Below are 19,351 nucleotides of genomic sequence, written 5' to 3'. Positions count from 1 at the left end.
TCGTCACCGTCCGCTGTACCAATTCGGCAGCCACATCGCGATCTGCGGAAAGATCATCAGGATGATGATCGTCAGCACCATGAGGAAGAAGAACGGCACGATTGAGCGATAGATGTCTATCAGCGTGACTTCCTTCGGTGCCAAGGCCCGCATCATGAAGAGATTGTATCCGAAAGGCGGCGTGATATATGCGATCTGGCAGGTGATGGTGTAGAGGACGCCGAACCAGATAGCGTTGAAGCCGAGGCTCTTGACCAGCGGTATATAGAGTGGCGCCACGATCACCAGCATCGCTGTATCGTCAAGAAACATGCCCAGTATGATGAAAGAAAACAGCATCAATACCAGGATGGTCCATGGTGACAGATCGAAGGTGTTGAGCAACACGCTCTCGATGGCTTTCACTGCGCCGAGACCGTCATAGACCGACGAGAAACAGAGCGCCGCCAGAATAATCCAGAGGAACATGCAGGTGACGGTGAGACTGTTGCGTGTCGTGGTTTCCCAAACGGTCTTGTTGAGGCGTCCGGTGAAAAGCGCGGCCAGGCTTGCAAGAAGCGCGCCGACGGCAGAGCTTTCGACAAGGCTGGTAACGCCGGTGAGGAACAGGCCCATCATCGCGCCGAAAACCACGAGCGGCAATATGCCGGCACGCAAGGTGACGAACCGATCGCGCCATGTGATTTTATCCAGTTCCTCCTGGGGCAGTGTCGGGCCCAGTTCGGGTTGGATGCGGCAGCGAATATAGATATAGATCGCGAAGAGCGCGGCCATGAGAAGGCCGGGTCCGATGCCTGCGAGCCACAACTGCAAAACCGGCTGCCGGGCAATCATCGCATAAAGCACCAGCACGACGCTGGGCGGGATCAGGATGCCGAGCGAACTGCCTGCCTGAATGACGCCTGTGACCATGACTTTGTTGTAGCGGCGCTTGAGAAGCTCCGGCATCGCCACGGTTGCGCCGATGGCCATGCCTGCGACGCTGAGGCCGTTCATGCAGGAAATGATGACCATCAGGCCAATTGTCCCCAGAGCCAGACCGCCGCGAATGCCGCCGAACCAGACATGGAACATGCGATAAAGATTGCTGGCAATGCCCGATTCCGAGAGCATGTAGCCCATGAACACGAAGAACGGCACGGTGATAAGTGGATACCAGTTCAACACCGCAAAGGTGGCATTATACGGCATCTCGAACGAGCCCTTGCCCCAGAGCAGCAGTGCTGCGAGAGAGCCCACAAACCCGATCACGCCGAAGACGCGCTGCCCGGTCATGAGCAGCACCATCATGGTTGCGAACATGAAGAGCGTAATGAATTCCGAGCTCATATGTGATGCCCTTCCTCAATGGCAGGACCCGCAATGGTGCTGATCGGCTTTCCACGCAGGGAGGCCCAGTCCTTGAAGAAATTGGAGACGCATTGGAGCAGCAGCAGGAAAATGCCGACCGTCATGATGAGCTTGATTGGCCAGAGAAGTGGTGCCCAGGCAGTATAGTTCGTCTGCTTGTAAACGATGGCGTAATTGGTCGATGAAATTCCACCCGCAACCATCACGCCAAGATAGAAGATGATGAACAGGATGGTGATCATATCGGTGATCATTTTCCTGCGGGGCGGGAGACGGTCGAAGAACAGGTCCATGCGCACATGCGCGCCTTGCTGCATGGCATAAGCGCCGCCGAGCAGGTAATAGGCGGAAAGCAAAAACTGGGACATTTCCAGCACCCAGTTCACCGGGATGCCCAGCACCACGCGCGAAAAGGTGGAATAGAGAAGGCAGGCGCCCAGCACGAATAGAAGATACATCGCGAAGCGCCCGATATAGTAATTCAGCGCATCAACATATTTGACGAACAGTCTGATTGGCTTCGGCATTTCCGGCTCCCTCAGGCTTTCTGTTCCGTGTTATGCGGACCAATTGCTTTCGCAATTTCCTTCAATATTCCTGCAAGCCTTTCGGCCCAGAGTGTCTGTGTCCGGCTATTGGCGATTTCGTTGTTGCGGATCTCGATCATCACGCAGGGCACATTGCGCGGACGTGCGTGCCGCTCCAGCGTGTAGTAGACGCGGTCCGCGGGCGAATAGGGTTCGTTCACGCCCACATGCAGGGTCTCGTCTTTGCGCAGGGCAGCGATCAGTGGCTTGCCAATCCGGTCGTCTTCATCGTGGATGATGCCGATCTGCCAGGGCCGGGGCACATCGCGATAAACGGGGGTAAAGGAATGGATCGTCACGATCCAGGATGGCAGTCCGCGTTGCGCACGCTCCGCCATGACCTGTTCGACAGCGGTGTGGAATGGACGGTGTGAAAGATCGATGCGCGCCAGACGTTCCATGGAACTGAGAGCGTGATTTCCGGGAACCACGGTCGTCTCGCTGATTTCCGGAATGAGGTCGGGAGCATCGAGTGGACGATTGCAATCGATCAGCAGTCGAGAAAGCTGGCTTTCGACAAGAGGTGCGTCGAGGGAAGTAGCGAGATGTCTTGCGACTTCCACAGCGCCGGGGTCCCACGCGATATGCGCGTGCAAGGCTTCCGCATCAAGGCCGAGCCCCTGGAAAGTCTCGGGAATGAAATTGGATGCGTGTTCGCAGACAAAGAGATAGGGGCTTTCCCCGTCCTTGTTGAAGACAGAAACAGGCTCGCACGAAACCGTGCGATATTCTCGCTCGTCCGTCATTCTGTTTGTTCCCCGCGCTGTAACTTATGTTACGTTTTTTCAGATTATGCGCTATTGCGGATTATTTGATACGTCCTATGATTATTTGTCAAACACAATTTCGCCCAAGTTCAAAAAGGGCGTTCGGGAACGGAAAGTATTGTGCCTGTGCATGCGAGCGTTGCGGAACTGATCAATGAGCGGATTGATACGATGCCAGCGGGCGAGCGAAGTGCGGCCCAGACATTGATCGCCAATTATCCGATGCTGGGTTTGAAAACCGTTGCGGAATTTTCCGCCCTGGCTGGTGTCAGCTCCCCGACGATCCTGCGCTTCGTAAACAGGCTCGGGTTCCTGAACTATCCTGATTTCCAGGCGCGATTGCAGAACGAACTCGCGGCGCAATTACAATCGCCGCACCATCGCAATGAACTGCCCGGCGGCGGGCCGGACGCGGCCTATCCGGCGGTGGAGCATACGCTGGAAAATATCCGCGAGAGTTTCCGGCATCTCGGCGAAAGGCAGTTGCGGCAAGCCGTGTCAGCTTTGAGTGAAGCAAAGGGCAATGTCTATCTGATTGGCGGGCGCTTCACCGATCCCATTGCGCAATATATGGCGGCGCATATGACTGTCATTCGTCCGCATGTCTTTCATCTTGGCGGGCAGGAGAGCGTCTGGCGCGATCGTCTTCTTGATATGGGAAAGCGCGATGTTCTGGTGGTTTTCGATATTCGCCGTTATCAGGACAGTCTTTTGAAACTGGCCGAGAAGGCACGGGCCAGAGGCGTGGAGGTCGTTCTTGTTACCGACCAGTGGCTTTCGCCGATAGCGCGCGTGGCCCGTCATGTTCTGGCAGGGCGCACAGCCGTGCCGTCCGCGTGGGATTCATCGGCTGCACTTTTTATTTTGGCAGAAACGGTCATTCGCGAAATGACCCGAATGCTGGAAAAGGACAGCGCCGACCGCATTGCCGAACTTGAAGAGCTGCGCTGAAAGGGATTTCAGTCCGCGCCTTATTCCAGCCCGCAGGCCCGCAGAAACAGCGTTGAGACTTCCTTCTCGATCCGTTCAAGGTCGAGCGGTTCGTCCTTGTCGAGTTTCATCATGCTGCGAACCTGCGCTTCGAAGTCGGCATAATGCTGGGTGACTGCCCATATATGCATCTGGAACAGTAGCGGATCGACGGGCTTGATACGACCGTCATCCACCCAGGACTGGATGAGGCGGACGGCATTCTGGGTCGCAGACTGATGCTTGGCCCAGTGGCGCCCGAGATAGGGCGCACCATTGGCAATTTCGGTAGTGAAAAGGCGCGAAGCCTTGGGGTTCTTTTGGCTATATTCGAGCTTGGCGCGGATATATTGACGGATCACCCTGGCAGGGTCGTTTTCGGTATTGGCGCCGAGGAATATCTCTTCCCATTCGTCGAGGATATAAACGATGATGTCCTCGTAAAGTTCTTCCTTGCTCGAAATATAGTAGTGCAATTGCGGCTTGGTCAGGCCTGCCCGTTGCGCAATGCCTTGCGTGGAAGCCCCCGCAAGGCCCTTTTCAGCGAATTCATCAATCGCGGCGGCGCGGATTGCGCCGAGAATGCGCCGCCTGCGGTCGAGAACCTTGTCTCGTCCGGTTGGCTCCGTGTTGTCATTCTCGTCGTTGTTCATTAGTGCCTGCCGCGATTGGAGATGGCTTATTGGCCGAGCTTCTTCTTGATGTCGAGGCCCACGCCCTTGTTCACAAAGGCATCCGTCGCGACCTTGCTCATGTCGAGTTCGTCACCGCTGACGATGCCTGCCTTGCGCGCGAGTTCGTAGAATGCCTTCACGCGGTTCATATCAATGGCGCCGATGCCTTTCTCGGCTGCGTCGCCACTGTCGATGAGCTGCAACTCCTTGATGCGGGCAAGCTCGGCATCCAGCGTTTCCTTGCTCATGTCCGGATTGTCTTTCAGGATCAATTCATAAGCTTTGGTGTGGTCGCCATAGAGGAAATTCGTCCAGCCCTCAACAGAAGCGCTGACGAAGCGCTGCACCAGATCGGGGTTCTTCTCGATCAGCTCCTGACGCGTTTCGATGGTGTTGCCATAGGTGCTGTAGCCATAATCGGCCAGAAGATAGGTCGTAACCTTTGCCCCTTCCTTTTCGGCGTAGAGCGGTTCCGCGGTGGCATAGGCCTGCTGCACCACCTTCTTGTCGTTCAGGAACTGTGCCAGGCTGTAGCCATAGGGGCGAAGCTGTTCTTCCTTGAAGCCGAATTCCTTCACCAGCCACGGCCAGAATGAGAATTGCGCATCCTTCGAAAGCAGGATCGTTTCGGCATTGGTCAGATCCTTGAAGTCCTTGTATTCACCTTCATGGACCATCAACGCCTGCGGGTCTTTCTGGTAGAAACCGGCAACAACCGTGGTCGGCACGCCATTGGCCACATTGTTGAAGGAAAGAAGGAGATTGCCCGCCAGCAGGAAGTCGAGACGGCCAGCGGCGAGCATCGGGCGATTGTTGACCTGCGGTCCGCCCATTTCTATTTGCACATCGAGCCCGTATTTCTCATAGGTGCCATCGGCAACGGCCTGATAGAAGCCACCGTGACCGGCTTGCGCCAGCCAGTTGGTGCCAAGCGTCACCTTGTCGAGCGCATAGGCCATTTGTGCGGAAAGGCCCATGGAAAGCGCCGCCAGCGCTGCAATCAGATTTTTTTTCATATTGGTTCCCCTTGTTTTAATCAGTCAAAGCCATGTCGGCGGTCCAGCCGCGCGTCTTACCCGGATTGAGCAGGCCATATGGGTCAGCGAGTTTCTTGAACTCGATCTGGATGCTGTCGATCTCCTTCATGCCGCCATCCTCGATGGTGTAGGCATGAGGATCGTAGATGTCGCAGCCGTCAACCTGCTCCAGTTCCTTGATCAGGCGATACATCTCGTCACGACCTTCAAAGCGGACAAGCGGCAGCGCGAAAATCTGCACTTCGCCCTCAAGTCGGGCCATTTCGTGATGCATATATTGCGTCTCGCCGTAGCGTTCGATCTGGCGGGTCACCACATCAACATCGAATGGACGCGGATAGGCAACCTGCAGATAGGTCCAGCCTTCCTCAGCTTTCAGCGCCTGCAAGGTGGTGTGGTTCCAGCCACATTCATAGGCAGGCTGCAGGCCGTTCTTGTGCAAGTCATCCAGTGTCATGGCGAAGGATAGCTTGCCGCCAAATTCGGTGGCGAGCGCCTCGAAACGGGCCATTTCCTCCGGCGCGATCATGGCGAAAACCGCATCCTTGTCGGAAGGGAAGAGCTCGCCGAACTTGGTGTAGAAACGCGCGAAGCGACGGTCCACGGTGGTCAGCAGATAGCAGTCCAGATTTTCTTCAAGCGCCTTGAGGCAGAAGTTGAGCGTTGCCTCGTAACTGTCGAACAAGGCAGCGGTATGTATCCAGTCGGTTGATTTGGTCAGCCCGATTTCCAGCTCCAGAATGATGCCGTTGGTGCCATAGGCGTGCTGGACCTTGTGGATGTCGCGGCCAGTCAATTCGATGATTTTCGGTTCCGGTTCGACGGTCAAAACCTTGACCGAATAGACGTTGCCGTCGTCGCGCAACATGCCGTGGCGCAGCGAACCGATGCCGCCGGAACCGCCGGAGAAAAAGCCTCCAATCGTGGCGATGCGGCGGGTGGACGGATACATGAGAAGTTCCTGTCCGGTCTCGCGCACAGCATCGTCAAGGCGCGAAATGCGCGCGCCGCCTTCCACGCGAACCTTGCCGGGTTCGATGGAAATGATACGGTCGAGCTTGGTCATGTCGAGGATGATGCCACCCTCCAGCGGGACGCATTGGCCGTAATTGCCGGTGCCGCCGCCGCGCACGGTGATGGGGATGCGGAGTTTCGCGGCAGCCGCCGCCACGCGGCGCACTTCGTCCTGATCTTTCGGGATGACCACGAGATCGCCAACATATTGGCCGATATCTTCGGTCAGGATCGGGCTGTACCAGAAATAATCGCGTGAGCGCAGTTCGACCTGCTTCGGGTCGTCATAGATGCGGATTCCATCTATTTCGGCGCGGAATGCGGCCCAGTCGTAAATGCGCTGCGGAGCGGCAGAATTCATGGGGTTCTCCCGTTGTTTTGGGGCGAGGCGACACCGTCGCGCCAGATGGTGCGCGGGGCCTGCGGACGGCTGATGAGGTCGTTGAGGTCTTCGGCGTCGTGCCAGATGAAATTTGCAGGCGCACCGGCTTTGGGCGCTTGCACGCGCTCGCTTTTAATGAGGCGAGCAGGCAGGGTGGTGATGCTGTCCAGCCATTCCTGCGGCTCAAGATGGCAGACGGGTGCCGCAAGACGCAGGATCGCCAGCGGATCGTAATCGCCATAGGGGTAAAAGGCGTCGCGCGCATTGTCGGAGCCGATCATGACATCCATGCCCGCAGCGCGTGCCTCTTTCAGCGGCGCGACGCCGCGCATTCGCGGCGATTTTCCGCCAAGCCGGTCTTGCAGATAAAGGTTCGTCGTGGGCAGCGCGACGAGCGCGACGCCCGCTTCCGCTGCGGCATCGAGAATGCGTGGAAGTTCGTCGGGCCCGCGCAAGGATAGCGAACAGGCGTGGCCGCACAGCACTTTCCCGCCCATGGAATGGCGGCGGGTTGCATCGACGATCAGGGAGAAGCCGTTGGCTTCAATATCCAGGCCTTCATCAACATGAAAGTCTAGATCGAGCCCGTGTGCAGTCGCCAGCCGGAACATCTCCGCGATTTTCGCTTCAAGATCGGGATTGCGATAGAAGAATGCGCCAAGCACGCCATTATCCTGCGCCACGCGGGCAGCAATCGACTTGCCAGCTTCCAGCACGAGATCGCCATGGACAAGGGCGGCAAGTTGAAGATCGATCCGGCCTTTCCATTCCTCGCGCAATTCGTTCAGAACAGGCCATGCCGTCGGCGTTTCCGGTGCAATCCAGTCCACGTGACTGCGCATCGCGCCGACCCCTTGCGCAAAGGCTGTCTCAAGCCCTTTGCTTGCGCGGGCGCGAATATCATCCGCGGTCCAGTTCTGCCGGTCGGCATTCATCAGATCGATGGCGTCGAACAGACATTCCACCTTTGCCGGACCGTTTTGCGCAATCCGCGGCATGGTGAATGTCTTGTCGAGATGCACATGCACATCGGCGAAAAGCGGCGTCACCAACCCGCCGCCGGTTGTGCGGGACGGCATGATCGAGGCAATGCGGTTCCCCTCGATATGAATATCGTGACGGCCGGAAAGCCCGGTTATGGCAACGCCGCTCAGCATGTCAGCGTTCCCGGCGAATTTCGCTTTCGTGCCAGCGTCCGAGGACAAGGCGCGACAGCCAGCTTGTGATGAGGAAGATCACGATGCCCAGCAGCGACACGAGGAAAAGTGCAGCGAACATTCGCGGAATTTCGTTGCGGAAGCTCGATTCCAGAATGCGTGAGGCAAGGCCGGTGCTTTGGCCTGCTGTACCGGCGACAAATTCGGCGACAACCGCACCGATCAGCGACAGGCCACCGGCGATTTTCAGTGCCGCCATGAAATAGGGCAATGCGCTCGGCGCCAGCAGATAGCGCAGCCGCTGCCATGGCGAGGCACGGTAGAGCTTGAACAGGTCGCGCAGGTTATGATCGGCACTGCGAAGCCCGATCACCGTATTGGAAAGGATAGGGAAGAAGGCGACGATCCACGCGCAGATCAGAAGGGCGGAGAATGTATCACGCACATAGATCAGGATCAGCGGTGCGATGGCGATCACCGGCGTTACCTGAAGTATGACGGCGAAAGGAAAGAACGCCATTTCTATCGGGCGCGACAAGGCGAAGACCATGCCAAGCAGTACGCCGCCGACGATGGCGCAGGCAAGCGAGATGAGTGTCAGCTTTACCGTGAACCACAGGGACGCCATCAGCGACGGGCCATCCTTGACGAGCGTTTCCGCAACCAGCGAAGGGGCTGGGATCAGATAGTGAGGTATCTGATAGTAACGGACGAGACTTTCCCAAATGCCGAGTGCGACGAGGATGGCCGCGGTGGGCATGAGGATGCGCAAGGTGCGCTCGCGCCTGGCAAGGCGGTCCTGTTCGGAATTGAGGACAGGCAGTTCGTTTTGCATCTGGTTCATTTGCATGTCCTCAGTGATCTATATCTTCAGAGGAAAGCGTCGCGGTCAGCGCATCAGAAACCTTGGCGCAATATTTTGCATATGCTTCTGTCGTGCGGTAGCTTTCTGCACGGGGATAGGTGCCGATGATCGGTATATCGGCGACCACGCGCCCCGGCCTTGCTGCCATGACGATGACGCGGTTGGACAGATAGACCGACTCATAAACGCTGTGGGTGACGAAGATCACCGTCAGGCCGTGCTCTTGCCAAAGACGCAGCACATCATTGTTGAGCTTGAAACGCGTCATCTCGTCAAGCGCTGCAAAAGGCTCGTCCATCAGGAGAAGGCGCGGCCGTGTAACCAGCGCGCGAGCGATGGAAACGCGCATTTTCATGCCGCCGGAAAGCTCACGCGGGAATGCCTTGGCGAAACGTGAAAGACCGACCTGTGCCAGCACTTCTTCGACGCGTGGCGTTGCTTGCCTGCGCGATATGCCGGAAAGACGGAGCGGCAGATAGACATTATCGAAGACGTTCGCCCAAGGCATCAGGGTCGGTTCCTGAAACACGAAACCGATATCCTGCGCGCCAATCGGGCCTTTGCCGGGGGTGTGGCCGTTGATGTGGATTTCGCCAGCGGAAATGGATTCCAGCCCCGCTATCATGCGCAGCGCCGTGCTTTTGCCGCATCCCGAGGGGCCGAGAAAGCTTACAAACTGGCCTTGCTCAATTCTGAGCGACATGTCGCTCACGGCCATGACGCCGGTGCCATACTGCTTGTAGACGCAGTTTATTTCGATGAGGGAGGAAGGGGAGGAGTCGGGGGCCACGCTCATTGTCCTTTCCTACCAGCCTGGCTTGTTATCGAGCCAGGCGAGCGGCGCTCGTTCGATTTCCATCAATACCTCGACTAGCCGGTCAGCGGCAAAATCGATGGTCTTGCGGCCTTTTTCAGCGGTTGCAAGCGTTGCGTTGCCTGCTGCACCGTGAGAATTGATATCCTGAATCTGCCAGGCGGGCTTGGCGCCGCCGCTCAGCGACAGGTGTTTGAAATCGCTTGCGAATTTTTCCGTAAGGGTGCGGAAATCCTGCGCTTTCGACATGTCGACCAGATCGGGATGCATTTCCAGCATCACCGAGGTTTCCATGTCGCCTGCGTGGATGCCGTGCTTCAGATCGTGCTCGCTGTAAACGCCTTCGGGCATTCCAAGGCCGAACCAGTTGATGCTGACCACCATCATGTTGTGACGGATACGCAGCTCGCGTGCTACGATATCCATGACGCTGATCTGGCCGCCATGACTGTTGAGAAGCGCCAACTTGCGGACACCGCTTGCTGCCACGCAGCCGCCTATCTCACACCACATGCGAATGATCGTCTCTGCCGAGAACGTCAGCGTGCCTGGGTAAAGGCTGTGCTCGTTGCTCTTGCCAATGGCCTGCGTGGGGAGGAACAGCGCATGGCTGGTTTCCGGCAGGCGGGCGATTGTTTCTTTCACCATGCCATCGACAATGGCGGCGTCAACTGCCAGCGGCAGGTGAGGCCCGTGCTGTTCGATCGCGCCAACGGGCAGAACTGCCACGAGCTTTTCACGCTCAAGGCGGGAGAATGCCTCGCTCGTATAATCGGACCAATATCGTTTCAAGACTGCAACTCCTACACGCTCGGGCCAAGGGCGTTAGAGCGCATCCCGAAAAGTGTGAAACGGCTTTCGGAACAAGATGCGCGTCAAACCAGATTTAGCGCATCCTACTAAACAATCTGACCGATCGGTCAAACTAAATGTTTTAAATATTCAAATTGCGTGCAATTAAGGTGTGAATCCGTGGCTAATTGGTCACGTGACGGGCCGCGACAGGTTTATGATGTGCGGAAATTTCCGGAGGTCCTATGGACGATAGATGCATTATCATTGGAGCTGGTCATGCTGGCTCGCAGGCCGCGATCAGCCTTCGGCAGGAAGGCTATGCAGGCGAAATCATTCTCATCAACGACGAAACCGATATTCCCTACCATAAGCCACCGCTGTCCAAGTCCTACCTGAAGGCGCCCGAAGGTGGAGGGCTGGTTCTGCGTCCAGAGTCGACTTATCGCGACAATAATATCGAGATGATGTTTGGCCGTCGCGTCGATGGCGTATCTCTTGCAGACAAGACGGTCACGCTCGATGACGGGCAGGTCCTGAACTGGTCCGAATTGATCTTCGCGACCGGTGCGCGTGCCCGCATTCCCGATGTACCGGGTGTTGAGCTTGACGGTGTTTTCACGCTGCGCCGGATGGAAGATGCACGCCGCATCGCGGCGGCGATGCCCAATGTTGAGAATGTGGTTATTATCGGCGGCGGTTTCATCGGCCTCGAAATGGCTCATAGCGCAATCGCGCTTGGCAAAAAGACAGTTCTGATCGAGGCTGCGCCTCGCGTGCTGGGGCGCTCGGTGGCGACGCACATCTCCGCCCATGTGGAAGCGCGCAGCCGCGCCGCCAGTATCACGGTTTTGACCAATCTCGGCGTGATGGCGATTGAGGGTGAAAATGGCCGCGTGACAGGCGTGAAAGCTGCGGACGGAACCATATTCCCGGCGGATATGGTTGTGATCGGTACGGGCGCGGTGCCAAACGTGGAGCTTGCAGTCACAGCCGGGCTTGCAATCGACAACGGCATTGTAGTGGACGGGAATCTGTGCACGTCCGCGAGCCATGTCTACGCAATTGGCGATTGCGTGAGCTACGATCATTTTCACGCCGGCCGTCGGGTGCGACTTGAATCGGTGCAGAATGCGACAGACCAGGCAAAGCATGTGGCGCGCACCATTGTCGGACGCGAAACGCCATTTCGAGAGATTGCCTGGTTCTGGTCCGATCAGGGCGATATGAAGTTGCAGACCGCAGGTCTGTCCTTCGATGCTGATCGGCATGTGCTTTCCGGGAACCCGGAAGAAAATGCGTTCTCCGTGTTTCATTTCGCCGGTGACAGGCTTGTGGCTGTCGATTCCATCAATCGCCCGGCGGATCATATGATCGCGCGCCGCCTGCTGGCGGCAGGGATCAATCCGACCGAGGCTGATATTGCCGCCGGGGCAGCGCGGCTGAAAGAAATGCTGGCTGCTGCGCCGAAAACTTGAGGATATACGATGAGCACTTTGAAACATCTGCTGCCGCAGGATATGGCGGCTCCCTTTGCCGCCTATAGCCATGGTGTGAAAGTAAAGACTGGCTCGGAAATGATCTTCTGCTCCGGCCAGCTGGGTATCGCGCCAGATGGCAATGTTCCGCAGGATGCGGGGGCGCAGGCGGAGCTTTGCTTTGAGAATATCCGGCGCATCCTTCGTGACGGCGGCATGGACCTTGCCGATGTAGTGCGCATCAACGCCTACGTGACGGATCGCGCTCACATGCGGCCATATATGGACGTGCGCGACAAGCTGTTTCCAGCGCCAGCGCCCGCTTCCACGCTGATGATCGTTTCCGGTTTCACGCGCGAGGAATTCAAGGTCGAGATCGAGGTCGTCGCCGCGCGGTAATCTCCAAACGAAAACACCCGCCGCGGGAGGAAGCGGCGGGTGTTTTATGGGGAAGACCGGACTGGGAGGAGGGTATCCGGTCTTGAATCACCGAGGGAATGGGAGGAGGAGAAAGCCCCCGATGATATTCTTGAAACTGTAGGACCGCGCAATTATGGGGATTCGCGATCCTTGAAGAAGGCGCATGCCTTCCGGCGGCGCTATTAGCGAGCAGCGGCCTTGCGGGCGACGAACGGAATTTCCGAAGGCAGGATGCCGAGGTCGTTCAGTTCACGTGGGCTCAGGCGGCTCAGTTCGTTTACGGTGTTACGGTAACGGCGCCAGTTGTTGTACGAGCGGATCAGGTTCATTTCTCTCACCTAGTAAAATCTTATCTCTTTGTTGCAAACAGCATATAGGCTCGAAGCATTTCGAATTGGAGAGACAGATTTGCATAGCTGCAATGCGTTAAAGCTTGTCAGTTGCACGTCTTTTGCGCAGCTTGGTCATTATACGATCACAATCTCATGTCCTGTTGGGGAAATCCGCTGGATTCAGGCTGCTTCGACGGCTAACCGGTTAAAACTTCTTTAAAATTTTGCCGACCAGAAAGTTGCACCCACAAAATGAAGTGGGATGACTGCCTGTTGAGGCGCGTCGGGCCAATAATTGCGCGATCTCCTCGTGTCGCGGCAGGCGTGTATAATCAAGTATAAATCTGAACCTCCCTCGGCTTTCAATTTTGTCGCAAAAGTCCGTTAAATCGTCGGTTGGAGACAACAATTCCACATGACTTGCGCGCGGGATTGGGTTAAGGGAGTTTCGTCGGGTGCTGGGACATCATATTATATGGCGTCCTTGCACTGTCTGTCTGCGGGAGAGCGCCAACCGGCCGCCGAAGGGGAAATCGCCCGAAATCTCTCAGGTACAAGGAACCGCAGACGGGTAAGGCAACTCTGGAAAGTCGGGGGCAACCCTGCGCCGAAGGTGTAAGTATGGCTTTATATATAGCCATGCGAGTCTCTCAGGCCTGAGACAGAGGGGCACGAAGCAACCGCATTTTGCGGAGGCACACGTGCGACTCTGGAGTTGTTATGGGCGATACCGCACATCTGAAGACCCTGCCTTTGCAGGACATGCATGAAAAGGCTGGCGCGCGCTTTGGCGGCTTTGCTGGCTGGAACATGCCGATCACCTATCCGCTGGGCGTCATGAAGGAACATCTTCATACGCGTGAGCATGTCGGGCTTTTCGACATTTCTCATATGAAGCTGATCGAAGTTTCGGGCGCAGATGCCGCCGCACTTCTGGCCGAGACCTGCCCGCTCGATCCGACGATCCTGAAGACGGGTCAGTCGAAATATACTTTCTTCCTCAATGATAATGGCGGCGTGCTGGACGATTTGATCGTCACGCGTCTTGGTGAAGACCGCTTCATGGTCGTCGCCAATGCGGGCAATGCCGATGCCGATATCGAACATCTGAATGAAGCCGCGTCGGGCAAGGACGTGAAGGTCAATCCTCTCGACCGTGTTTTCCTCGCATTGCAAGGACCAGAAGCCGAAGCAGTCGTCACCGATGCGGGGCTGCCGGGCGCGGATCTTGCCTTCATGAATGGTTTTGAGCCGAAGCAGGGCTGGTTCATGACCCGTTCGGGATATACCGGCGAAGACGGTTTCGAGATCGGCTTGCCTGCCGAAGAGGCGCGCGCGCTGGCCGAAAAGCTTCTTGCCGATGAGCGCGTCGAATGGATCGGCCTTGCCGCCCGCGATTCCTTGCGCCTTGAAGCCGGACTTTGCCTCCACGGCCAGGACATTACCCCGGAGACAGACCCCGTTTCGGCTGGTCTTACCTGGGCGATCACCAAGCCTGTGCGCGAAAAGGCGACGTTCAACGGTGCAAAGGCCGTCCTGGATGCAATCGCCAAGGGCGCATCTGCCAAGCGCGTTGGCCTGAAGCCGGAAGGCCGCCAGCCGGTCCGTGCAGGCGCTGACCTTTTTGATGAATCCGGTCGCCAGATCGGCACCGTTACTTCGGGTGGTTTTGGTCCATCGGCAGGTTTTCCTGTCGCGATGGGCTATGTCGAGGCAAACCTCGCTGCCCCCGGCACACGCGTTTTCGCTGACGTTCGCGGCAACAAGGTTCCCGTAGACGTTTCGGCGCTTCCCTTCACACCGCATCGCTATCGCAAAGGATGATTTCCATGGCCAATATCCTGTTCACCGAAGATCACGAGTGGATCAGCGTCGAAAACGGCGTCGCCACTGTCGGCATTACGATCCACGCACAGGAACAACTGGGTGACCTCGTTTTCGTCGAGCTGCCGGATGTCGGCCGCACGGCAACCAAGGGCGAGGGCATTGTGGTTGTGGAATCGGTCAAGGCCGCTTCCGACGTTTATGCGCCGGTCGATGGCGAAGTGGTCGAAGTCAACGAAGCCGTCGCAAGCGATCCGGCTCTTATCAATCAGGCTGCGGAAGGCGAGGGCTGGCTGTTCAAGCTGAAGCTTTCCGATGAAAGCCAGCTTTCCGGTCTCCTCGACAAGGCCGGTTACGACAAACTGGTAGGATAACGCGATGACCCAGCAGGTTCTTCCCTTCGTTGCCCGTCATATCGGGCCAAGACTGGAAGACGAGCGCGCAATGCTTGCAGCGCTCGGCCTTCCTTCCATGGAAACCCTCATCACGCAGGCGGTTCCGGCATCCATTCGCCTCAACCGTGCGCTTGATCTGCCGGCGCCGCTTAGCGAATCCGACGCGCTTGCCGAACTGAACGCCATCATGGGCCGCAATGTGGTGAAGAAGAGCTTCATCGGCGCGGGCTATCATGGTGTGCACACGCCGCCGGTCATCCAGCGCAACCTGTTTGAAAATCCGGCCTGGTACACGGCCTATACGCCGTACCAGTCTGAAATCAGCCAGGGCCGCCTTGAGCTTCTGTTCCATTTCCAGACGCTGGTTGCGGAACTGACCGGCCTGCCGGTTGCCTGCGCCTCGCTGCTTGACGAAGCAACTGCCGTTGCCGAAGCAATCGGTGTTGCCTGCCGCCATCATCGCGACAAGCGCAGCCGCATCCTGCTGGCGGGTGAACTGCATCCGCAGACGGTCGACGTGGTGAATACCCGCGCCGAACCGCTCGGTTGGGAAATCGCCACCGGCAGCGACGTTGACGACAACACCGCGGCAATCGTGGTGCCGTGGCCGGATACGCGCGGAGTCTATGGCGACTTCAGCAAGGTCATCGCCGATGCCAAGGCCAAGGGCGCACTGGTTATCGCCGTTGCCGATCCGCTGGCGCTGACCATCATGGAAGCTCCAGCAAGCTGGGGTGCGGACATGGCCGTTGGATCCATGCAGCGTTACGGCGTGCCGATGGGTTTTGGTGGTCCACACGCAGCATATCTGGCCGTGTCGGAACCGCTGACCCGCATCATTCCGGGCCGCATCGTTGGCCAGTCGGTTGATGCGCATGGTCGTGCGGCCTATCGCCTGGCGCTCCAGACACGCGAACAGCATATCCGTCGCGACAAGGCGACGTCGAACATCTGCACCGCGCAGGCGCTGCTCGCCAATATGGCAGCATCCTATGCCATCTGGCACGGTCCGGCTGGCTTGCAGGCGATTGCAACGCGTGTTGCTGGCCTTGCTTCGCGCTTCGCCGCTGGCCTCAAGGCTGCTGGTGTGGAGATTGCAGGCGATAGCCTGTTCGATACGGTTACGATCAAGCTCGCCGGCAAGGCTGCGAAGATCGCCGACGAGGCCGACAAGGGTGGACGTCTGCTTCGCATCATCGACGCCGATACGGTTGGCGTCACCTTTGATGAAACCTCAACGGAGGAAGATCTCGCAGCGCTCGCCGTTCTGTTCGGCGCGAAGGCAGTTGAAGGCGACACGGCTCTCGTTCCGGGCAAGGGGCGCGGTGAAGGCTTCCTGACGCAGGATGTGTTCCATTCGCATCGTTCCGAAACCGAGATGATGCGCTTCCTGCGTCGTCTGGCCGACAAGGATCTGGCGCTTGACCGCGCGATGATCCCGCTGGGCTCCTGCACGATGAAGCTCAACGCGGCGGCAGAAATGATGCCTGTGAGCTGGAACACAGTTGCAAATCTGCATCCGTTCGCGCCTGCGGCCCAGACCGAAGGCTATGCGAAAATGACGGCTGACGTCGAGGCTTGGCTTTGCGAAGTCACCGGCTTTGCTGGCGTTTCGCTACAGCCGAATGCAGGCAGCCAGGGTGAATATGCCGGTCTTCTGGCTATCCGCCACTATCACCAGTCGCGCGGCGAAGGTCATCGCAACATCTGCCTGATCCCGTCGTCTGCACATGGCACCAATCCGGCCAGCGCTTCGATGGCAGGCATGAGCGTCGTCGTGGTCAATTGCCGGCCGGATGGCGATATCGATATCGACGATCTGAAGGCCAAGGCCGAGAAGCATCGTGATAATCTCGCTGCTTTCATGATTACCTATCCGTCGACCTACGGTGTGTTTGAAGAAGGCATCAAGGCTTTCTGCGAAATCGTGCATGACAATGGCGGTCAGGTCTATTTCGACGGTGCAAACCTCAATGCGCTCGTTGGTCTTGCCCGTCCTTGCGATATTGGTGCCGACGTCTGCCACATGAACCTGCACAAGACCTTCTGCATTCCGCATGGCGGCGGCGGTCCGGGTGTTGGTCCAATCGGTGTTGCCAAGCATCTGGTGCCGTATTTGCCTGGCCATGTGGATATCGGTTCCAAACATGCCGTTTCGGCTGCGCCGTTCGGTAGCGCATCCATTCTGGTCATCACGTGGATGTATATCCGCATGATGGGCGGTGCTGGTCTGAAGAAGGCAACCGAAGCTGCAATCCTCAACGCCAACTATATCGCGCATCGCCTCAAGGACGCTTATCCGATCCTTTATACTGGCGCGCATGATCGCGTGGCGCATGAGTGCATCGTGGATACGCGAGTTCTGAAGGACAGCGCTGGCATCACCGTGGAAGACGTGGCCAAGCGCCTTATCGACTATGGATTCCATGCGCCGACCATGTCCTGGCCGGTTGCGGGTACGCTGATGATCGAGCCGACGGAGTCTGAACCGAAGTCGGAAATCGACCGTCTTTGCGATGCGATGATTGCAATTGCAGCCGAAGCGAAAAAGGTTGCCGATGGTGTCTGGCCTGCGGACGATAATCCGCTTGCCAATGCACCGCATACGGCAGGCGATACGCTGGCAACGGAATGGACGCATCCTTATACGCGTGAGGAGGCAGTATTCCCGGCAAGCGCGATCAATGGCGATTTCGATGCGACGGCAAAATATTGGCCGCCAGTCAGCCGTGTGGATAATGTCGGCGGCGATCGGAACTTGATCTGCTCCTGCCCGCCGGTCGCAGCCTACGGTTGATCGTGCTGGATTGTTTTGAAATCAGGGCGCCGCGGAAACGCGGCGCCTTTTCTTTTGCGAAGAACGTTGGAGCATTTTCAGCAAAAGTGCGAAGCGGTTTTGCGTGGATGATGCGATAAAATCAAAAGGTTAGAGCGGTTCCGACGGTTCCACGTTAAACCGAAGCCAGTCCATCCAACTGAATTTTAGGCAAAAAAAGAGCCGGACTAGGAAGTCCGGCTAAGTTATGAAGGTGCCACTTGGGCAAACCTCCAGAGGGGAACACTTACCGCGCGCAATGGGAGGAGGCACAGCGGTAAGTGACTGTGATATGTATCACCTTGCTCCAATCTTCAACCCCTGAAACACGAAATTTTTGACCATTTCGGAAAATTCTGAAACTTTTTGAAATGTGGCCGTGTTTTCCAGTTTATTGGTCAATGTTTGTACTCCTCGGACGGGCCGGGCGTACTCCAGATCGAAACAATCTTTAGTTATAATGCAGGTGCTTGCGACTCGCTGTGGAGGATTGCGGCGTTCTCTAATTTGATTAGTTCGCAAAGCTCGCGGCGATGCGCTGCCAGCAACGCACGGGCGCGTTGGAAGTTCATATTTTCTCGCGATTTCAATAATGTATATGATCGTTTCTATGGGGGTAAGTTAATTCCGCCTGCGAACCGCACACTTATAAACTGCTGAATTGGTTAGAATAATTCTAAAACATTCCTGCTTTGGTCAACTTCATTTAACTTGCGGCGCTGACGGTGCGGATATAAAAGATGACCAAATGACGAAGGCTTCACGCCGGGGTTAAAGAGAAGCGACCAAGGGGCAGGCCGATTTCTCTGTCTTTTGGATAGTCGGAATGCTTGTACCTTTTCTCATCATGTTCCGCGAAGGCGTGGAAGCTGCGCTGATTGTCGGCATTATCGCCAGCTATCTTCATCAGACAGGCCGTAGTGCCTGGATGCCTGTCGTCTGGATCGGCATTCTGCTTGCTCTGGCTATGTCACTGACGGTTGGCGCAATTCTGCAGCTGTTGAGTGCGGAATTCCCGCAAAAAGCGCAGGAGATGTTTGAGGCCATTATTGGCCTGATTGCCGTCTTTGTGCTGACCTCAATGGTTTTCTGGATGCGCAAGGCGGCACGATCGATCAAGGCGGAGCTGCACCACTCCATCGATGCGGCTTTTCAGACCCCGACGCATAAAGGTCTTGGTCTTATTCTCATGGTTTTCTTCGCGGTGGCCCGCGAGGGGCTCGAATCTGTCTTCTTTCTGCTGGCTGCCTTTCAGCAGAGCGAGGGACCGGCTGCGCCGATGGGCGCGCTTCTCGGCGTGTTGCTCGCGGCGGCGGTTGGCTACGGCATTTTTAAAGGCGGTTTGAAACTGAACCTCCGTCGCTTCTTTCGCTGGACCGGTGTCTTTATCCTGATCATCGCGGCGGGCATTCTCGCCAATTCTGTCATGGCGCTGCATGAGGCAGGTATCTGGAACCACTTCCAGGCAGTCGTTTTCGATGCGAGCGACATTCTCCCGCTCGACAGCACACTTGGCTCGGTTCTGGCGGGCATTTTTGGCTACATCGCAACGCCGACCGTCAGTGAAGTCGTTGCCTATGTGGCGTTTCTCGTTCCGGCGCTCATTCTGTTCTTGATGCCAACAAGTGTCCCAGCCACAGCCAATCAGGCCAGATCAAGCGCACAATAAAAGAGATTTT

At 57.0% G+C, this 19,351-nt stretch carries 18 protein-coding genes and 1 riboswitch; of the genes, 7 read left to right on the top strand and 11 right to left on the bottom strand.

Features of this window, described 5'->3' with window-relative positions:
- Nucleotides 1-3: 3 nt before the first annotated feature.
- The 3 genes from AC0TNJ_RS21605 to AC0TNJ_RS21595 are packed head-to-tail and all read right to left on the bottom strand — an operon-like array spanning nt 4 to nt 2,683.
- Nucleotides 4-1,329 carry a TRAP transporter large permease gene (locus AC0TNJ_RS21605; RefSeq protein WP_473772341.1) on the bottom strand — a complete coding sequence of 442 codons (1,326 nt, stop codon included), beginning with the start codon at nt 1,327-1,329 and terminating at the stop codon, nt 4-6.
- Nucleotides 1,326-1,877 carry a TRAP transporter small permease subunit gene (locus tag AC0TNJ_RS21600; RefSeq protein WP_473772340.1) on the bottom strand — a complete coding sequence of 184 codons (552 nt, stop codon included), beginning with the start codon at nt 1,875-1,877 and terminating at the stop codon, nt 1,326-1,328. Before AC0TNJ_RS21600 ends, AC0TNJ_RS21605 begins: the two co-directional genes overlap by 4 nt.
- A gap of 11 nt (nt 1,878-1,888) precedes the next feature.
- Nucleotides 1,889-2,683 (bottom strand): N-formylglutamate amidohydrolase, encoded by a 795-nt coding sequence (locus tag AC0TNJ_RS21595; RefSeq protein ID WP_473772339.1) that lies wholly within the window; start codon nt 2,681-2,683, stop codon nt 1,889-1,891.
- Nucleotides 2,684-2,875: 192 nt separating this feature from the next.
- On the opposite strand from AC0TNJ_RS21595, the gene AC0TNJ_RS21590 reads away from it, so the two are divergent.
- The gene (locus tag AC0TNJ_RS21590; RefSeq protein WP_473772431.1) at nt 2,876-3,655 is read left to right on the top strand and encodes a MurR/RpiR family transcriptional regulator; all 780 of its coding nucleotides are present in this window, start codon (nt 2,876-2,878) and stop codon (nt 3,653-3,655) included.
- A 20-nt stretch (nt 3,656-3,675) separates the two neighbouring features.
- Here the strand turns inward: AC0TNJ_RS21590 and AC0TNJ_RS21585 are convergent, their stop codons facing one another.
- From AC0TNJ_RS21585 to AC0TNJ_RS21555, 7 genes are read right to left on the bottom strand one after another with little or no spacing between them, the layout of a single operon-like run.
- The gene (locus AC0TNJ_RS21585) at nt 3,676-4,326 is read right to left on the bottom strand and encodes a TetR family transcriptional regulator C-terminal domain-containing protein (RefSeq protein WP_122001935.1); all 651 of its coding nucleotides are present in this window, start codon (nt 4,324-4,326) and stop codon (nt 3,676-3,678) included.
- A gap of 26 nt (nt 4,327-4,352) precedes the next feature.
- Entirely contained in the window at nt 4,353-5,363 is a 1,011-nt protein-coding gene (locus AC0TNJ_RS21580) for an ABC transporter substrate-binding protein (protein ID WP_473772338.1), read from the bottom strand.
- A gap of 16 nt (nt 5,364-5,379) precedes the next feature.
- Nucleotides 5,380-6,759: an FAD-binding oxidoreductase gene (locus tag AC0TNJ_RS21575; RefSeq protein ID WP_473772337.1), complete on the bottom strand. Its 1,380-nt coding sequence runs from the start codon at nt 6,757-6,759 to the stop codon at nt 5,380-5,382.
- Nucleotides 6,756-7,937 (bottom strand): amidohydrolase family protein, encoded by a 1,182-nt coding sequence (locus AC0TNJ_RS21570; protein WP_473772336.1) that lies wholly within the window; start codon nt 7,935-7,937, stop codon nt 6,756-6,758. The genes AC0TNJ_RS21575 and AC0TNJ_RS21570 overlap by 4 nt, the downstream gene beginning before the upstream one ends.
- 1 nt (nt 7,938) lies before the next feature.
- A complete protein-coding gene (locus AC0TNJ_RS21565; protein WP_473772335.1) occupies nt 7,939-8,781 on the bottom strand; it encodes an ABC transporter permease in 843 nt (280 codons plus the stop codon).
- Nucleotides 8,782-8,791: 10 nt separating this feature from the next.
- Nucleotides 8,792-9,598 carry an ABC transporter ATP-binding protein gene (locus AC0TNJ_RS21560; RefSeq protein ID WP_473772334.1) on the bottom strand — a complete coding sequence of 269 codons (807 nt, stop codon included), beginning with the start codon at nt 9,596-9,598 and terminating at the stop codon, nt 8,792-8,794.
- A 9-nt stretch (nt 9,599-9,607) separates the two neighbouring features.
- Nucleotides 9,608-10,408 carry a creatininase family protein gene (locus AC0TNJ_RS21555; RefSeq protein WP_473772333.1) on the bottom strand — a complete coding sequence of 267 codons (801 nt, stop codon included), beginning with the start codon at nt 10,406-10,408 and terminating at the stop codon, nt 9,608-9,610.
- A 245-nt stretch (nt 10,409-10,653) separates the two neighbouring features.
- Here AC0TNJ_RS21555 and AC0TNJ_RS21550 point away from each other — a divergent pair, with 245 nt between their 5' ends.
- Complete coding sequence (locus tag AC0TNJ_RS21550) at nt 10,654-11,886, top strand: NAD(P)/FAD-dependent oxidoreductase (protein ID WP_473772332.1); 1,233 nt, start codon at nt 10,654-10,656, stop codon at nt 11,884-11,886.
- Between the two features lie 9 nt (nt 11,887-11,895).
- A complete protein-coding gene (locus tag AC0TNJ_RS21545; protein ID WP_473772331.1) occupies nt 11,896-12,285 on the top strand; it encodes a RidA family protein in 390 nt (129 codons plus the stop codon).
- Between the two features lie 203 nt (nt 12,286-12,488).
- Here AC0TNJ_RS21545 and AC0TNJ_RS21540 read toward each other — a convergent pair whose 3' ends face one another.
- Nucleotides 12,489-12,635: a DUF1127 domain-containing protein gene (locus tag AC0TNJ_RS21540; RefSeq protein ID WP_002965914.1), complete on the bottom strand. Its 147-nt coding sequence runs from the start codon at nt 12,633-12,635 to the stop codon at nt 12,489-12,491.
- A 493-nt stretch (nt 12,636-13,128) separates the two neighbouring features.
- A riboswitch (glycine riboswitch) is annotated at nt 13,129-13,212 on the top strand.
- A 146-nt stretch (nt 13,213-13,358) separates the two neighbouring features.
- On the opposite strand from AC0TNJ_RS21540, the gene gcvT reads away from it, so the two are divergent.
- The 4 genes from gcvT (at nt 13,359) to efeU (ending at nt 19,341) form a co-directional block, all read left to right on the top strand.
- Complete coding sequence (gene gcvT / locus AC0TNJ_RS21535; protein ID WP_473772330.1) at nt 13,359-14,462, top strand: glycine cleavage system aminomethyltransferase GcvT; 1,104 nt, start codon at nt 13,359-13,361, stop codon at nt 14,460-14,462.
- A 5-nt stretch (nt 14,463-14,467) separates the two neighbouring features.
- Nucleotides 14,468-14,836: a glycine cleavage system protein GcvH gene (gene gcvH, locus AC0TNJ_RS21530; RefSeq protein ID WP_006471988.1), complete on the top strand. Its 369-nt coding sequence runs from the start codon at nt 14,468-14,470 to the stop codon at nt 14,834-14,836.
- Between the two features lie 4 nt (nt 14,837-14,840).
- On the top strand, nt 14,841-17,654 hold the full coding sequence (gene gcvP / locus AC0TNJ_RS21525) for an aminomethyl-transferring glycine dehydrogenase (RefSeq protein WP_473772329.1): 2,814 nt from the start codon (nt 14,841-14,843) through the stop codon (nt 17,652-17,654).
- Nucleotides 17,655-18,498: 844 nt separating this feature from the next.
- The gene (gene efeU / locus AC0TNJ_RS21520) at nt 18,499-19,341 is read left to right on the top strand and encodes an iron uptake transporter permease EfeU (RefSeq protein WP_473772328.1); all 843 of its coding nucleotides are present in this window, start codon (nt 18,499-18,501) and stop codon (nt 19,339-19,341) included.
- Nucleotides 19,342-19,351 lie beyond the last annotated feature (10 nt).

It is taken from the genome of Ochrobactrum sp. PL_is483 (assembly GCF_055816855.1).
The sequence above is the reverse complement of the archived record's forward strand: the minus strand, read 5'-3'. Positions and strand labels throughout refer to the sequence as shown.

Bases quoted from the DNA above. Each gene is read 5' to 3' on its own strand.
- AC0TNJ_RS21550 (WP_473772332.1), top strand. From the start codon at position 10,654: ATGGACGATAGATGCATTATCATTGGAGCTGGTCATGCTGGCTCGCAG.
- AC0TNJ_RS21565 (WP_473772335.1), bottom strand. From the start codon at position 8,781: ATGAACCAGATGCAAAACGAACTGCCTGTCCTCAATTCCGAACAGGAC.
- AC0TNJ_RS21540 (WP_002965914.1), bottom strand. From the start codon at position 12,635: ATGAACCTGATCCGCTCGTACAACAACTGGCGCCGTTACCGTAACACC.
- AC0TNJ_RS21605 (WP_473772341.1), bottom strand. From the start codon at position 1,329: ATGAGCTCGGAATTCATTACGCTCTTCATGTTCGCAACCATGATGGTG.
- gcvT (WP_473772330.1), top strand. From the start codon at position 13,359: ATGGGCGATACCGCACATCTGAAGACCCTGCCTTTGCAGGACATGCAT.
- AC0TNJ_RS21575 (WP_473772337.1), bottom strand. From the start codon at position 6,759: ATGAATTCTGCCGCTCCGCAGCGCATTTACGACTGGGCCGCATTCCGC.
- AC0TNJ_RS21580 (WP_473772338.1), bottom strand. From the start codon at position 5,363: ATGAAAAAAAATCTGATTGCAGCGCTGGCGGCGCTTTCCATGGGCCTT.
- AC0TNJ_RS21600 (WP_473772340.1), bottom strand. From the start codon at position 1,877: ATGCCGAAGCCAATCAGACTGTTCGTCAAATATGTTGATGCGCTGAAT.
- AC0TNJ_RS21585 (WP_122001935.1), bottom strand. From the start codon at position 4,326: ATGAACAACGACGAGAATGACAACACGGAGCCAACCGGACGAGACAAG.
- gcvH (WP_006471988.1), top strand. From the start codon at position 14,468: ATGGCCAATATCCTGTTCACCGAAGATCACGAGTGGATCAGCGTCGAA.
- AC0TNJ_RS21545 (WP_473772331.1), top strand. From the start codon at position 11,896: ATGAGCACTTTGAAACATCTGCTGCCGCAGGATATGGCGGCTCCCTTT.
- efeU (WP_473772328.1), top strand. From the start codon at position 18,499: ATGCTTGTACCTTTTCTCATCATGTTCCGCGAAGGCGTGGAAGCTGCG.
- AC0TNJ_RS21570 (WP_473772336.1), bottom strand. From the start codon at position 7,937: ATGCTGAGCGGCGTTGCCATAACCGGGCTTTCCGGCCGTCACGATATT.
- AC0TNJ_RS21590 (WP_473772431.1), top strand. From the start codon at position 2,876: ATGCCAGCGGGCGAGCGAAGTGCGGCCCAGACATTGATCGCCAATTAT.
- AC0TNJ_RS21560 (WP_473772334.1), bottom strand. From the start codon at position 9,598: ATGAGCGTGGCCCCCGACTCCTCCCCTTCCTCCCTCATCGAAATAAAC.
- AC0TNJ_RS21595 (WP_473772339.1), bottom strand. From the start codon at position 2,683: ATGACGGACGAGCGAGAATATCGCACGGTTTCGTGCGAGCCTGTTTCT.
- gcvP (WP_473772329.1), top strand. From the start codon at position 14,841: ATGACCCAGCAGGTTCTTCCCTTCGTTGCCCGTCATATCGGGCCAAGA.